Origin of the sequence: Amycolatopsis sp. CA-161197 (genome assembly GCF_050942255.1) — a bacterium.
Taxonomy (GTDB): domain Bacteria; phylum Actinomycetota; class Actinomycetes; order Mycobacteriales; family Pseudonocardiaceae; genus Amycolatopsis.
Genome location: NZ_CP192059.1, coordinates 9,783,110 through 9,797,298 on the forward strand (window position 1 = coordinate 9,783,110; position 14,189 = coordinate 9,797,298).

General features: G+C 70.7%; 9 protein-coding genes and 1 tRNA gene. 1 reads left to right on the top strand and 9 read right to left on the bottom strand.

Annotated elements, in window-relative coordinates; all coding sequences use genetic code 11:
* Nucleotides 1–51 precede the first annotated feature (51 nt).
* A complete protein-coding gene (locus ACQPXB_RS46470; RefSeq protein WP_432848386.1) occupies nt 52–405 on the bottom strand; it encodes a hypothetical protein in 354 nt (117 codons plus the stop codon).
* Nucleotides 406–1,255: 850 nt separating this feature from the next.
* Nucleotides 1,256–1,329: transfer RNA gene (locus ACQPXB_RS46475), tRNA-Thr, on the bottom strand.
* Between the two features lie 135 nt (nt 1,330–1,464).
* On the opposite strand from ACQPXB_RS46475, the gene ACQPXB_RS46480 reads away from it, so the two are divergent.
* Nucleotides 1,465–3,144 (top strand): hypothetical protein, encoded by a 1,680-nt coding sequence (locus ACQPXB_RS46480; RefSeq protein WP_432848388.1) that lies wholly within the window; start codon nt 1,465–1,467, stop codon nt 3,142–3,144.
* A 60-nt stretch (nt 3,145–3,204) separates the two neighbouring features.
* Here ACQPXB_RS46480 and ACQPXB_RS46485 read toward each other — a convergent pair whose 3' ends face one another.
* From ACQPXB_RS46485 to topA, 7 genes are all read right to left on the bottom strand, one after another.
* The gene (locus tag ACQPXB_RS46485) at nt 3,205–4,404 is read right to left on the bottom strand and encodes a DNA polymerase III subunit delta' (RefSeq protein WP_366588787.1); all 1,200 of its coding nucleotides are present in this window, start codon (nt 4,402–4,404) and stop codon (nt 3,205–3,207) included.
* Nucleotides 4,401–6,566 (bottom strand): bifunctional MFS transporter/dTMP kinase, encoded by a 2,166-nt coding sequence (locus ACQPXB_RS46490; protein ID WP_432848390.1) that lies wholly within the window; start codon nt 6,564–6,566, stop codon nt 4,401–4,403. Before ACQPXB_RS46490 ends, ACQPXB_RS46485 begins: the two co-directional genes overlap by 4 nt.
* Before the next feature lie 140 nt (nt 6,567–6,706).
* Nucleotides 6,707–7,348, bottom strand: a complete 642-nt coding sequence (locus ACQPXB_RS46495; protein WP_432848392.1) for a hypothetical protein — start codon at nt 7,346–7,348, stop codon at nt 6,707–6,709.
* A 13-nt stretch (nt 7,349–7,361) separates the two neighbouring features.
* A complete protein-coding gene (locus ACQPXB_RS46500; RefSeq protein ID WP_432848394.1) occupies nt 7,362–7,547 on the bottom strand; it encodes a hypothetical protein in 186 nt (61 codons plus the stop codon).
* Between the two features lie 996 nt (nt 7,548–8,543).
* A complete protein-coding gene (locus tag ACQPXB_RS46505) occupies nt 8,544–9,197 on the bottom strand; it encodes an ESX secretion-associated protein EspG (protein WP_366588841.1) in 654 nt (217 codons plus the stop codon).
* A 642-nt stretch (nt 9,198–9,839) separates the two neighbouring features.
* Entirely contained in the window at nt 9,840–10,979 is a 1,140-nt protein-coding gene (locus ACQPXB_RS46510) for an MFS transporter (RefSeq protein WP_432848396.1), read from the bottom strand.
* 71 nt (nt 10,980–11,050) lie between these two features.
* The gene (gene topA, locus ACQPXB_RS46515; protein WP_366588797.1) at nt 11,051–13,939 is read right to left on the bottom strand and encodes a type I DNA topoisomerase; all 2,889 of its coding nucleotides are present in this window, start codon (nt 13,937–13,939) and stop codon (nt 11,051–11,053) included.
* Between the last annotated feature and the right edge of the window lie 250 nt (nt 13,940–14,189).

Consider the following 14,189-nt stretch of genomic DNA (forward strand, 5'->3'; position numbering starts at 1 on the left):
CGTCTTGACGCGAACGCCCTCTTCTGCCGACAAGCGGACGTTCGTCCGTTGTCATGCCAGGTAGACGTCGTCGCCTTGCGGGTCGTACACGGCTAATCCGTGCAGTGCGGCCAAGCGCAGAACCGTCTCAATCGCCGGTACGCTTCGAGCCCCGGACCCGAGATGCATGATCACATGGTCGATACCGACCGAAAGCGGCATCGAATTCCACGGACAGTCAGGGGCTTCACCAGCCGGGCCGTGGTCGGGATAGACCGACTGCAACTGCTCATAGAAGCTCATAATGCGCGCGTCCAGCTCACCGGCGTCGTGCGTGCCCGCGTCGACGCAGCGCTCGAACATCCGACGCGCAGAGCCGGCGTCGTCGCCGACCTCCAAGGCCAAGACCACCAGATCGAAGCTCATGACCTCATTATCGTCATCACGACCGGTGTGACTCTGGACAGCCAACGTCCGCACATGCCGCGAGTCGCGCGTTCAGGAACGCGGCCGCGGCCCAACGAACCGCGCAATAACCCGTTCCACTTCTGCGCCGGTGTCAGTTGGTACCAAGACTGGCGACATGGTGGTCGTCCCTCGACTTTGGCAACGACAGATCGAAGCCACTCCAGCCGATGGGCGGGCAGCTCTCCACGGGCTAAGGCCACGCCTGCCGAGAGCCACGCTACGTAACCGGGAGCATGGCCAGATAACTCCCCACTAACTGGCCGCCAGCGGGGAGTCCAAACTGGCCACCAACAGACGGGCTGCCTTGAACAAGTAAGGAAACTCTGAACACGCGTGTTCCAGAGACGCGCGGGGACTCGGCCTGCTGTCTCTCGGCAGACTGACCACGCCGGCCCGCTCGTGATGAATCTACTCGCCCGGCCCCGACAAGGCTGGACAGCTGCGCGCCACTGAGGTACTTGTCCGCCACGCTGTGGAGACACTGGATCGTCTTGACGACGTCGGCCTGTATGAGTCCGGCGGCTTCAGCGGCGCACGGGCTCCTGGCGACGCTGAGCGGACGGCGTCTGCTGGGATCGGCTTCGGCGTCATCGGGCTCATCGCTGACCGACCGATCCTCGAAGTTTGGTGTCCGCTCGCGCCGCGGAAGCGGGGCGTCATCGCGGTCGCGAGGACTGGTCTTCCCCCTGACGGGTGAACCGGCGACGCTTCCTCCGCCCACCGACCCGGCAGCTTAGACACTTAGTTAGACCCTCACCAGACGAGTCAGGCCCCACCCGAGGTGTCTCGGATGGGCCCTGACCTGCGGAGCCGCCTGGGGGAATCGAACCCCCGACCTATTCATTACGAGTGAATCGCTCTGGCCGACTGAGCTAAGGCGGCATGTCGGGTGGCTGGCGCCGTCCGACGGGAACAAGTGTAGCGGAGGCCGTTGGCGTCACCTTGCGGGGGCCGCGTCGTTAGGGTCCTATGACCTCGGTCTCACTCCCCGCCCGGCCTACCTGGAGGACTCGGCACATGCGGCGAAGACTGCCCCGCGCGGTGGCCCTGCCCGCGGCAGCGGCGTTGCTGCTGCTCATCGCCGCGCCGGCGAGCGCGCAGGAGATCCCGACGACGCCGATTCCGCAGCCGGCGAACCCCACGCAGGCCCCGGCGTCCGCGCCGATCGGGCCGCAGCCGCTCGGCCACGCGGTGGGCGACGCGGGCACGGCGCTGGGCGTGTTGCGCCTGCTGCCGAACTCCGTGCCGACGTCGACGATCCTGCCCGGCTTCGGGCAGACGTTGCCGAAGCAGTCGGCGCTGGAGGCCGGGATGGGCCTGTCGAGCGCATCGGCGAACTCCGAGGCGTACCTGGCGTACGAGAAGTCGATCGCGCAGGCGTCGCCGTTCGGGGTGGCCGTGGGCGGCCAGGCGCCGCAGACGCCGGGCAGCGTGGTGCAGACCGCGCTGCCGGACAACCCCAAGCCGCTGTCCGGCGGACTCAACGCACCGTCGAACCCGCTGCTCAACATCGGCGTGCTGAACGGCACCGCGCACGCCCGCTGGAGCGACTCGCTGGGCCCGTGCGTGGACACGATCGCCGACGCGAGCACGTCGGTGGCGAGCCTTTCGCTGCTGAACGTGATCCCGTCGCTGCCGCAGATCCCGTTGCTGGGCAACGGTGGACTGAACCTGCCGCAGGGCACGCAGCTCGCCCAGGGCTTCGACCCGGCCAAGGGCCTGCAGAGCCTCGGCGGCCTGCTGTCCGGCGGCGGCCAGACCGCGGCCGACGGCACCGGTTCGCTGCTGAGCCTGCCGAACACGCTGTCGTCGCGTTCGCAGGTGAAGCTCGTGGACATCCCGGGGTCGAAGAACAAGGCGGTGCAGTCGTCGTCGACGCTGCAGGCCGCCGACATCGACATCCTCAAGGGCACGCCGCTGGAGCTGTCGATCAAGGTCGCCAGCCAGCCGACGCTCACCGTCACCTCCACCGGCGACGAGAAGACCTCGAAAGTCGACTACACCGCGCCCGTGCTGACCATCCAGGCCGGCGGCAAGACGCTGTACACGCTCGACGCGGCGCACCCGACCGAGGACATCCCGATCGGCCTGCCGCTCGCGGGCCTGAGCGACAAGTTCGGGCAGCTCAACTCGATCCCCGTCGTCGGCGGCCTCGTGTCGACGCTGACGAAGGGCATCCAGCAGGTCGGCGACACCGCGGGCACCGTCCTCGACCTCGGCGTCCTGCGCCTGTCCATCGCCGGTCTGGACCAGAAGGGCTCCGCCGCGACCACGCCGTACAAGGGTTACCAGCTCGGCGCGTCGGCACGGCTGTTCGACCTCCAGGTGCTCCCGACGAAGAACCTGAAGACCCTGCTCCCCGCCGGCGCCGGCGACAACCTCCCGTCGTCCCTGGCGCAGCTGTCCCTGGGGGAACAGGTCGCGCGCGCCTACGCCCCCACCGGCGGCGTCGTCTGCGGCACGACCGGCGTGACTCCCCCCGCCGCCAGCGGCCCGGCGCCCAAGGGGCCGGTGAAGAACCTCGCCTACACGGGCACCGCGTACGACACCGTGCCGCTCTTCTGGGCGGGCACGGCGATGCTGCTGATGGGCGTCGTGATGGTCGCGGCGTTCCCGAACCGCCGCCGCGTTGCCACGCCGGTGAAACTCCGCTCCGACGACGCACCGCGCAAGCCTTCACCGCATCCGCGCGACTGAATTGCCCCGCGAAACGGCCCGGTCACCTTCTCGGTGGCCGGGCCGTTGTCGTCGGTGCGGTCAGCCCTGGCGAAGCGTCGTCACCATGGCCTCCACGGCGATGCGCGGCTTGACGTTCAGCTCGATCGCCTCGCGGCACTCCAGGACGGCTTCCAGGCGGCGCAGCGTGGATTCCGGCGTCCAGGCCGCGGCGGCGGCGCGGATGTCGTCGGCGTGGTCCGGGTGGTTGAGCGTGGCGCCGGAGTGGGTGGTGGTGACGAGGACGTCGCGGTAGAAGCCGGCGAGGTCGACGAGCGCGAGGTCGAGCGTGTCGCGCTGGGTGCGGGTCGCGCGGGACTTCTGGCGTTTTTCGAGCTGCTTCACGGCGGCCTCGGCCGCGCGCTTGGCGCCGGCGACGCCCTTGCCGATGCCGTCGCCGCCCATGGCGGTGCGGAGTTCGGAGCGTTCGTTCTCGTCGCGGGCCTTGCTTTCCTCGCCGGCGTCGGCCTCCGCGGCGCTGATCAGCTGGTCGGCGCTGGTGAAGACGTCGGCGGGGCGGCGCAGGCCCGTCGGGATCCGCAGCACGGTGGCGCGGCGCTGGCGCGCGGAGTCGTCCGTGGCGAGCCGGCGCGCGCGGCCGACGTGGCCGCCGCAGACCGACGCGGCCCACTGCGCGAGTGAAGGATCGACGCCGTCGCGCGCCACCAGCACCTGCGCGATGGCCTCGGGCGGCGGCGTCCGCAGCGTCACCAGACGGCAGCGCGAGCGGATGGTCACCGACACGTCGTCCGGGTGGTCCGACGGCGCGCACAGCAGAAACACCGTGCGTTCCGGTGGCTCCTCGACGGCCTTGAGCAGCGCGTTCGACGCGCCTTCCGTGAGCCGGTCGGCGTCTTCGATGATCACGACCTGCCACTCGCCCGTGGTCGGGCGCCGCGCGGCCGCCTGCACCAGCGCGCGCATCTCCGCGACCGAGATCGACAGGCCTTCGGGCACCACGAGCCGGACGTCGGCGTGGGTGCCGGCCATCGTCGTGCGGCAGCCGGGGCACGCACCGCAGCCCGTGCCCGTGCTGCACTGCAACGCGGCCGCGAACGTGCGCGCCGCGACCGAACGGCCGGACCCCGGCGGGCCCGTGATCAGCCACGCGTGCGTCATCGCGCCCGGCGGAACCGGCTCACCCGCCACGATCTTCGCGGCCGCCGACGAGGCCGTCGACAGCGTTTCGACCGCCGGCTCCTGCCCCACGAGCTCGGCCCAGACGCCGATCGGCCCGGTCACTTCGCGTCCACTTCGGACACTTCCTGCGCGGGCGCGAGCTCGGCCTCCGCGACGGCGCCTTCGACGACGTCGGCCGTCGCCACGGCGTGGGTGCTGCGGTCCAGCTCCGGACGCTCGGCCGGCTCCGAAGGCGCGAGCCCGGACAGGCGGCCGACGAACACCGCCAGCACGGCCGTGCGAACGCGTGCGGCGACCTCGTCGTCGGTGCCGTCGGCGTCGACGACCACGTACCGGTCGGGGTCGGCCGCGGCCATCTCCGCGAGCAGGGTCTGGACCCGCCACTGGTCGTTCACCGACACCGACGAGTTGTGGTCGCGCTGGCCCGGATCGGCGTCGAGCAGCACCGTGAGGTCGGGGCGCAGCTTGCCGGTCGCCCAGTCGGCCAGGCCCTCGAGCTCACCCGCGTCGAGGCCGGCGACCGTGCACAGGTGCGCGAGCGGCGAGTCGACAAAGCGCTCCATCACCACCACGGACCCGGCGTCGAGCGCCGGCTGGATCTCGCGTTCGACCAGCTCCGCGCGCACTGCTGCGGCGACGAGGGCCTGGGCCCGCGCCCCGGTGAGCGACGCGTCGGAGATCAGCGAACGGAACCGCCGCTCGTCGAGCGCGGGGTCGGCGGCCAGCACCACGGGCCGGGTGCCGGTGCCGAGCCAGCGCGAGAGGCGCGCGGCCTGGCTGGCTGTGTTGATGGCCGTGGTGCCTTCGAGCGCGATGAGGAAACCGTTGACGCGCCGGGGTGCGCGGCGCAAGGCGTTGCGCAGGTCGGTGAGGATTTTCTCGCTGCGGCGGTCGTCCATCTGCCGGTAGGCGATCACACCGAGCAGCATCGCGAGCACGCCGCCGCCGATCATCACCGGGCGCGTGCCGTCGATGGTGACGGGGCTGCCCCACACGTTGATCTGGTGCGGGCGGACCAGGCCGATCAACGCCGGCGTGACGATCGTCGAGCCGAACAGCACGATCTTCAGCATCGACTGGTAGATCGCGTTGACGCGGCCGCGGATCGCGTCTTCCACGCGCGAGCCGATGATCGTGACGCCGGTGAGGAACGCGATGCCGGCGCAGAAGCCGGTGAGCGCCACGGCGATCACCGAGATCGCAAGGTGCGGCGACAGCGCGATGATCACCAGCGACAGCCCGGCCACGACGATCGAGATGCCGAACAGCCGGTCGTGCGGCAGCCGCCGCGCGAGTTTGGGCGCGAGGGCCATCCCGGAGGCGAGGCCGAGGAACACGGCGAGCACCAGCAGGTTGAACGCCGCGTCACCCGCGAGCAGCGACGACGAGTACGGCTTGGCCGAGGCCACCACCGCCCCGCCCGCGGCGAACGCACCGAACGCGCCGATCAGCAGGCCGCGCACCAAGGGCGTGCTCTTCACGAAGCGCAGGCCGTCGCGCACCATGTCGCCGAAGCCGAACTTCTCTTCGTCGGCCTTCTTGACCTTCTGGTCGGGCAGCTTGTGGACGTCGCGCAGCGAGAGCTCGGGGATGCGCGTCGCGATGAGGATGCCGCTGGTCAGGTACAGCAGGCCGTTGATGACGACGACGATCTTCGCGATGTAGAGATCGGCCGTCGCGCCTTGGAACAGGTGGAACGTGGTGTTGGCGCCGAGGATGAGCGCGTTGGCGCCGGCGGCGGTGATCACGGCGAGGCCGTAGGTCATCACCATGCCGAGCTGGTTGGCCGTCTCGACCTGGTCCGGGCGGCGCAGCAGGTTGGGCACCGCCGCGTCCTTCGACGGGATCCACATGATCGAGCAGCAGCCGACCAGGAAGTTCGCGACGAACAGCCACCAGGGCGCGCCGACGATCGCGATCGACAGCAGGAAACCGCAGCGCAGGAAGTCGCAGACGACCATCACCTTGCGGCGGTCGAAGCGGTCGGCGAGGATGCCGCCGATCGGCGCGAACAGCAGGCCGGGCAGCAGGTTCGTGAGCACCACGCCGACGAACGCGAAGTTCTGCGCGGTGTAGTTGTTGAGCAGCTTCGTGCTCAACGCCGTCAGTGCCAGCAGGTTCAGCCAGTCGGCGACACTGCACAGGTACGTGACGCCCCACAACCGACGGAATGGTCTGATCGCCAGCACCCGACGGACGCGGTGGATCGTGGATGCCTCGGCACTCGCCGAGGCACTCGATCCGGCGCCGGGTACCGACCGCACGCCTTCGCTGATACGCCCACCCCACTCGTCACGGCGGCGTCGGGAAACCCCGTTTCGGATCCCCCGACCGTGTCGTCAGGGTAGCCCGATCGCCGATCCGGACACGGCACCGGCCCGGGTGTGGCGGTGGTGGAGTGACGTCAGCTGAACAGGCCCGTCACACTGCTGACCAGGCTCGACACCATGTACAGCGCGATCACGACGAACACGATGAGCAGCACGACCGCGAGGATCACGCCCGCCGCGCTCGTCGACGGACGGCCCAGGTTCGGCATCCCGATGTTCGGCAGACCGCGCTTTTTGGCCTGCCGTTCGGCTAGTTCGGCCTCGATGTCGTCGTCGGCGACCTCGGCTTTCGCCTTCGGCCGGGGCCGCGGCACCCGCTTGAGCAGCTGCGGCGCGCGCGTGGGCCACGTCCGCTGCCGCGGCAGCAACCCGAGCGGCACGCCGTCGGGCTTCTCCTCGGCCGACGACTGGCTCGGCTGCGGCGTGCGCGCGGCCTCTTCCCGCAGCGCGGCTTCGACCATCCGCTTCACGGCCTCGGGGTCGTGCTGCACGGGCCGCGCGGTCGGCAACGGCCGCGACTCGTCCGCCGACGCCGCGGGCGCCGCCTCGGCCGCCGTGACCAGCCCGGCGAGCGGATCGGCAAACCGCTCCCCGCCGACGCTGCCGTCCAGCGTCCCGTCGCGCTCCGGCTGCGGGGCGCTGCGGGCGTTGGCGTTGGGGGCGCTTTGCGTGCCTTGGGGGGCATTGAAGAAGGGAGCCCCACCGCTCGTGCTCATGGTGACCACCTCACTACGGAATGTCCTCGCCTTCCAGTGTCGGCGACACTACCGGCTCCCGCATCCGCCCAATGGCCGCAGAAACGCTCGCGGCCACGCCGCCGACCGGACGGTCCCGCAGCAGTTTGCAGGCCACGGCCACCCCGGTCGACCGCCGAAAGCGACGTGCAGGGGTGATACCGGTCACGAGATCGGGCACTCTTCGTAATCGATCGTGGCCGGCGGGCTGGGGCGTGGACGGCCCATTCCAGCCGCGACGACAGTCGGGCCTCCCACCCGGCCGGCGCTCAGGCCCGGCTCGACCGCATGGCGAACATCTGCCTCGTCACAGTCGGCGATCCCGGCTCGGCGACGGGCCGGAGCTTCGCCGCCGCCGAACCACCTCAGCCGCGACCACAGTCGACACCTCCCATCCGACCGGCGATCAGGCGTGTCAACGCCCGGAGAGCACCTGGCTCTCCACAATCCGCGATCCTGGGGCAGCAACGGGCCGAACTCAGCCATCGCCGAACCATTCAGGCGCAACGGCAGTCGACGCCTCCCACCCGACCAGCAAACAGGCCAGGCTCATCCGCCCGCGAGCATCCGCTTCGCCACAATCCGCGATCCCGGGTCTGCGACGAATTGAGCTCGGCCGCCGCCGAACCACTTCAACCGTGACGACAGTCGACACCTCTCACCCGACCGGCGATCAGGCGTGAATCGACCGCCCGGCGATCACCTGCCTCGCCACCGTCCGCGATCCCAGATCTGCGACGGGTCGAACTCAGCCCCGTCGAACCACGTCAAACGCGACGACAGTCGACACCTCCTGCTCGGTCGGCGACCAGGCCTGAATCGACCGCCCGGAGAGCACCTGCCTCGCCGCCGTCCGCGATCGCAGGTCGGCGACGGGTCGAGCTTCGCCGCCGAACCGCCTCAGCCGCGACGACGGTCCACACCTCCCGTTCGGCCGGCGATCAGGCCAAGCTCACCCGCCCGGCGGACCCCGATCCGCCACAGTCCGCAGTCCCGGTTCAGGTGGATGCTGCGCCGGTCTGCTGTGCTCGGCCGGGACGGCGGCGAGGCGACCGCCGAGCAAGCCCGGAGCCGTAGCGGCGCGCGTGGCTCCAGCGGGTCGGCCAGGCACCCTCAATGCCGGTCGCCTTCACCTCCGTTCCCGATGCCCGAAGGCCCAGGCCGGGTGCCGTGCGGGTCAGGCATGGTTGCGCACCGCCTCGACGATCCAGGCTTCCGCCGTGGTGCGGGTGGCGGGTTCCCAGGTCATGAGCCAGCCGCCGTCGGGGCGGGCGGCGGCGCGGAACTGGTAGCGGCCCTGGTCGTTGTCGACGAGGCCGAAGGCGCCGTGCGGGTACTCGGCGAGGACGGCGTCGCGCACGGCCAGGTCGACGAGCACCGTGCCGAGGCGCGGGCGGGCGACGGCCGCGCGGATGACGTCGAGCGAGCCCCACGCGGCGCGCGGGACGAGGCCGCTGCGGTCGGTCTCGATGCGGATGGCCGGCCCCGGCCCCGGCGGACGGTCCGGCAGCCCGTCGAACACCCAGCCCGGCAGGGCGCTGAGCAGGCCGGACCGCAGCCGCGCGCGGCGGCCCAGCTTGCTCATCACGGTGGTGTAGTCCTCGTCGCCGAAGAAGCGCACCTCCCACGGCTCCGGGCGCGCCGGGAAAACACCGGTCACCACGCCGCGGATGAAGCCGCCCCGCAGCACGCGGTAGAGCCCCACGGCCTCCGCCGTCACCTGACCCTCGGGCACCAGGCCGAGCTCGGCCATGCCGGCCACGAACCGCGTGTACTGCTCGATCTCCTCGATCAACGACGGCACCAGCGTGGGCCCGAACGACTGCCGCACCTGGTCGGCCAGGCTCAGCTCCTCCGAGTCCGAAGACCCAGAAGTCCCAGAAGTCCCCGAGGTCCCAGAAGACCCAGAAGCACCGTCAGCCCCGGCACCTCCCGAGTCACCCCGCGCCCCGGACTCACCCGAGCGACCCGAGCCGTCCCGAGGATCCCGGCCTTCCGCCGACCCCGAACCGCCCCGAGCGTCCCCGGCACCAGGCTGCCCCGAGCCCTCCGAGCCAAGGCCCCAGCCATCCGCACCGCCGGACGACCCCGACCCGCCCCGAGACTCCGAGCCTCCGAAAAAGCTCATGCCTCCAGCAGCACCGGAGCCGGAACCTCCACCGGCCTCCCCATCGCCTCCGGAATCCGTACCACCACGGGACCCCGGGCCACGAGAACCCCGGCTCCCAGGCGGCCCCGAACCACCGGAACCGGAACCACCCACCCCCTCCAGCACGGGTGGCACCGTGAACTGCGGGTCGTAGAACTCCATCACCGACGGCCGCTCCGGAACCTCGGCCCGGAGCGGCGCGATGACTTCGTCGATGACGTCGAAGACTGCGGTCGCTGAACTCACCCCTCCATTGAACACCCTGGTACCGACAATTTTTCGAACTTTTGTTCGACTCGCCGCCACCTTGCGCCGAACGGTCGGTCAGCGGGCCGGAACCGGGGCCGCCCGCATGGTCGGAGCCAGGAAGTACACCGACACCACCAGCGCGCCGACCACGCCCAAAGTCCAGTGCAGCCCGATGCCGCCGGCCAGGGCGCCGATGAGGACCGGCCCGACGAGAAAGCCGAAGTAGCCGCACGCCGCCACGGCCGCGATCGCGCGCCCCGGCGCGGAAGGCTGCTTGCGGCCGGCCGCGCTCCACGCCAGCGGCACCATGCCGGACACCCCGAGTCCCACCACGGCGAACCCGGCCACCGCGAACCCCGGCACCGGCACGGCGACCACCAGCACGAACCCGGCCACCGTCACCAAGGTCGCCACCCGCATGAAGAGCACCACCCCGAACCTCGCCACCAGCCGGTCGGCCACCACCCGCACCGCGATCATCGTGATCGAGAACGCGAAGTACCCCAGCGACGCCAGAGCAGCCGACGCGACCGTGACGTCGCGCAGGTAAACCGCGCTCCAGTCGTTCACCGTCCCCTCGGCCACGAAGCCGCAGAACGCGATCACCCCGAGCGGGATCAGTGCCTTGCCCGGCAGCGCGAATGCCGCGTCGCCCTGGCCGCGGTCGGCGCCCGGCAGGAAACGCGTCGACGCGGCCAGCGCAACCACCAGCAGCACCACGCCGGTCACGGTGAAGTGCACCCCGATCGGCACGCGCTCCAGCAGCGCGCCGACGCCGGAGCCCAGCAGCCCGCCGACGTTCCAGAACGCGTGGAACCCCGCGAAGATCGGCCGCCCGTACGCCTCCTCGACGCGCGCGGCGTGGGCGTTCATCGACACGTCGAGCAGGCTGTTGCCCACGCCGAGCACCACGAGCGCACCCACGAACGCGGCCAGGTCCGACGCCAGCGCGGCCAGCGGCAGGCCCGCGCACAGCACCGTGGCCCCGGCCACGACACCCCGCCGGCTGCCGATCTTCGTGAGCAACGGCCCGGCCGCCACCAGCGCCACCACGGACCCGGCCGCGAGGCCGAACAAGCCGATCGCCAGCTGCCCCGCGCTCAGCCCCGCGTGGGCCTGCGCCGCCGGGATCCGCGCGGCCCACGTGGCGAACGCCGCCCCGCACACCGCGAACACCACCGAAACGGCCGCCCGCGCACGCCGCGTCTCCTGCATCGAAACGTCCCCCAGACGCGAAGAAGGGGCCACCCGAAAGTCTCGGGTGGCCCCGACGGAAACTCCGCCTGCTACTTGGCCTTCGCGGTGCTCGCCTTCTTCGCGGGCGCCTTCTTGGCCGTGGTCGTCTTCGCCGCGGCGGCCGACTTCGTGGCCGAAGCCGACTTCGCCGCCGTGGACTTCGCCGGCGCCTTGCGCGTCGTCGTGGTGCGGCGCTTCGGGGCCGGGCCCTTCGCCCGCTTCTCCGCCAGCAGCTCCGCGCCGCGCTCGGCCGTCAGCTCCTCGATGCTGTCGGACTTCCGCAGCGTCGCGTTGTACTCGCCGTCAGTGACGTACGGGCCGAAGCGGCCGTCCTTGACCACCATCGGCTTGCCCGACACGGGGTCGTCGCCGAGCTCCTTCAGCGGCGGCTTCGCCGTGGCCGAGCGGCCCCGCTGCTTCGGCTCCGAGTAGATCTTCAGCGCCTCTTCCAGCGTGATCGAGAACAGCTGGTCCTCGGTCTGGATCGAGCGCGAGTCCGTGCCCTTCTTCAGGTACGGCCCGTAGCGCCCGTTCTGCGCGGTGATCTCGTCACCCGACTCCGGGTCCTTGCCCACCACGCGCGGCAGCGACAGCAGCTTCAGCGCGTCTTCGAGCGTCATCGTCTCGATGGACATCGACTTGAACAGCGAGCCTGTACGCGGCTTCGGCTGCTTCGCCTTGGCGGCCTTCTTCTGCGCGGCCGTCGCGCCCTCGGGCAGCGGCTCGGGCTCGGGCAGCACCTCGGTGACGTACGGGCCGAAGCGGCCTTCCTTCGCCACGATCTCGTGCCCGCTCACCGGGTCGACGCCCAGCTGACGGCCTTCCTGCGGCGTCGCGAACAGCTTCTCCGCGATCTCCGACGTCAGCTCGTCCGGCGGCAGGTCCTCGGGCAGGTTGGCGCGCTGCGACTGGCCGTCGACCTCGCGCTCCAGGTACGGCCCGTAGCGACCCACGCGCACGACGACCTTGTGCCCGTCGGCGTCGTTGAACAGCGGGATCGAGTTGATCTCGCGCGCGTCGATGCCCTCGACGCTTCCGTCGACCAGCTTCTTCAGCCCGCCGAGCCGCCCGACCGAGCCCTCCACGCCGAAGTCGCCGCCGAAGTAGAACTTCTGGAGCCACTCCACGCGCTGCTCGTCGCCGTTGGCGATGCGGTCGAGCTCGTCCTCGAGACCGGCGGTGAAGTTGTAGTCCACCAGGCGCTCGAAGTGCCGCTCCATCAAGCCGATCACGGCGAACGCGACCCACGAGGGCACCAGGGCGGAGCCCTTCTTCCACACGTAGCCGCGGTCCTGGATGGTCTTGATGATCGACGCGTACGTCGACGGGCGGCCGATGCCCAGCTCTTCCAGCTTGCTGACGAGGCTCGGCTCGGAGTAGCGCGCGGGCGGCGAGGTGGTGTGGCCGTCGGCCGACAGGTCGGACGCGGTCAGCCCCTGGTCCTTCACCAGCACCGGCAGGCGGCTCTGCTTGTCGTCCGCCTCGCCGCCGGCCTCGGTGTCGACGGCCTCGACGTAGGCCTTCAGGAAGCCGGCGAAGGTGATCGTGCGGCCCGAAGCGGCGAAGGTGCACTCCTCGCCCGAGGTCGCCGTGCCGACGATGCGCACCGACATCGTGGTGCCCTTCGCGTCGGCCATCTGCGACGCGATCGTGCGCTGCCAGATCATCTCGTACATGCGGAACTCGTCGGAGTCCAGCTCGCCCGCGACCTGGCCCGGCGTGCGGAACACCTCACCGGACGGGCGGATCGCCTCGTGGGCTTCCTGCGCGTTCTTCACCTTGCGCGTGTACTGCCGCGGCGAAGGCGACACGTACTCCTTGCCGTACAGCTGCGTCGCCTGGCTGCGGGCGGCCGAGATCGCCGACTCCGACAGCGTGGTCGAGTCGGTACGCATGTAGGTGATGTAACCGTTTTCGTACAGCTTCTGCGCGATCCGCATCGTGCGCTCGGACGTGAAGCGCAGCTTGCGGCCCGCTTCCTGCTGCAGCGTCGAGGTCATGAAGGGCGCATACGGCTTCCGCGTGTACGGCTTCTCCTCGACGCTGGACACGGTGAAGTCGCGGTTGGCCAGCGCCTGCGTCAGCGCCTGCGCCTCGGCCTCGCCGAGCACGCGGATCTCCTTGGCCGTGCCCTTGAGCTGACCGTCGGAGTCGAAGTCGCGGCCGGTGGCCAGGCGGGCGCCGTCGACGCCGACCAGGCGCGCCGGGAACGTCTGCGGCGAAGCGTCCTCGCCGGCGTCCATCGTCGCGGAGATGTCCCAGTACGAAGCCGAGGTGAAGCGCATGCGCTCCCGCTCACGCTCGACCACGATCCGCGTCGCGACGGACTGCACGCGGCCCGCCGAGAGCTTCGGCATGACCTTCTTCCACAGGACCGGCGAGACCTCGTAGCCGTAGAGGCGGTCGAGGATGCGGCGGGTCTCCTGCGCGTCGACGAGGTCGACGTCCAATTCCCGGGTGGCATCCGCGGCCGCGCGGATCGCCTGCTCGGTGACCTCGTGGAACACCATGCGGCGCACGGGCACCTTGGGCTTGAGCGTCTCGAGCAGGTGCCACGCGATGGCTTCGCCCTCGCGGTCGGGGTCCGTGGCGAGGTAGAGCTCGTCGACGTCCTTCAGGAGGCCCTTGAGCTCGGTGACCTTGGACTTCTTGTCCGGCGTGACGATGTAGAGCGGCTTGAAGTCGTTGTCGATGTCCACGCCGAGGCGCGCCCACGACTCGCCCTTGTACTGGGCCGGCACGTCGGCCGCGCCGCGCGGAAGGTCGCGGATGTGCCCGACGGAGGACTCGACGACGTAGTTGCCGCCAAGGTAGGGGGCGATCTTTCGGGCCTTCGTAGGCGACTCGACGATCACCAGCCGCCGAGTCCCGGCGCCGTTCGTCCCGGTGCCGTCCTTCTTGGTCCGTGCTCCTGCCACGCTGCCCTGCTCTCCACTCATCCCCGCGCCATCGCCCTCGATGGCGGCGGCATCTTTTACCCCTCGACGAGGGGTGCTGCGCCCGCGTCTTCGACCTGCCAGTGTGCACGCCCGCACCGGCCGCGTAGCGGCTAGGTGGCCTGACACGCCGCCCGGCCCCTGCCCGTCGGATCGCCTGTGACCTCGGCGATGTTTCCTCTCCACACCTAGCACGTGATTCCGGACACGTGCCGTGCAGGGTATCTCGCGATCACGCCGATACCCTCCGTTC

Bases quoted from the DNA above. Each gene is read 5' to 3' on its own strand.
- ACQPXB_RS46470 (WP_432848386.1), bottom strand. From the start codon at position 405: ATGAGCTTCGATCTGGTGGTCTTGGCCTTGGAGGTCGGCGACGACGCC.
- ACQPXB_RS46480 (WP_432848388.1), top strand. From the start codon at position 1,465: ATGCGGCGAAGACTGCCCCGCGCGGTGGCCCTGCCCGCGGCAGCGGCG.
- ACQPXB_RS46495 (WP_432848392.1), bottom strand. From the start codon at position 7,348: ATGAGCACGAGCGGTGGGGCTCCCTTCTTCAATGCCCCCCAAGGCACG.
- ACQPXB_RS46510 (WP_432848396.1), bottom strand. From the start codon at position 10,979: ATGCAGGAGACGCGGCGTGCGCGGGCGGCCGTTTCGGTGGTGTTCGCG.
- topA (WP_366588797.1), bottom strand. From the start codon at position 13,939: ATGAGTGGAGAGCAGGGCAGCGTGGCAGGAGCACGGACCAAGAAGGAC.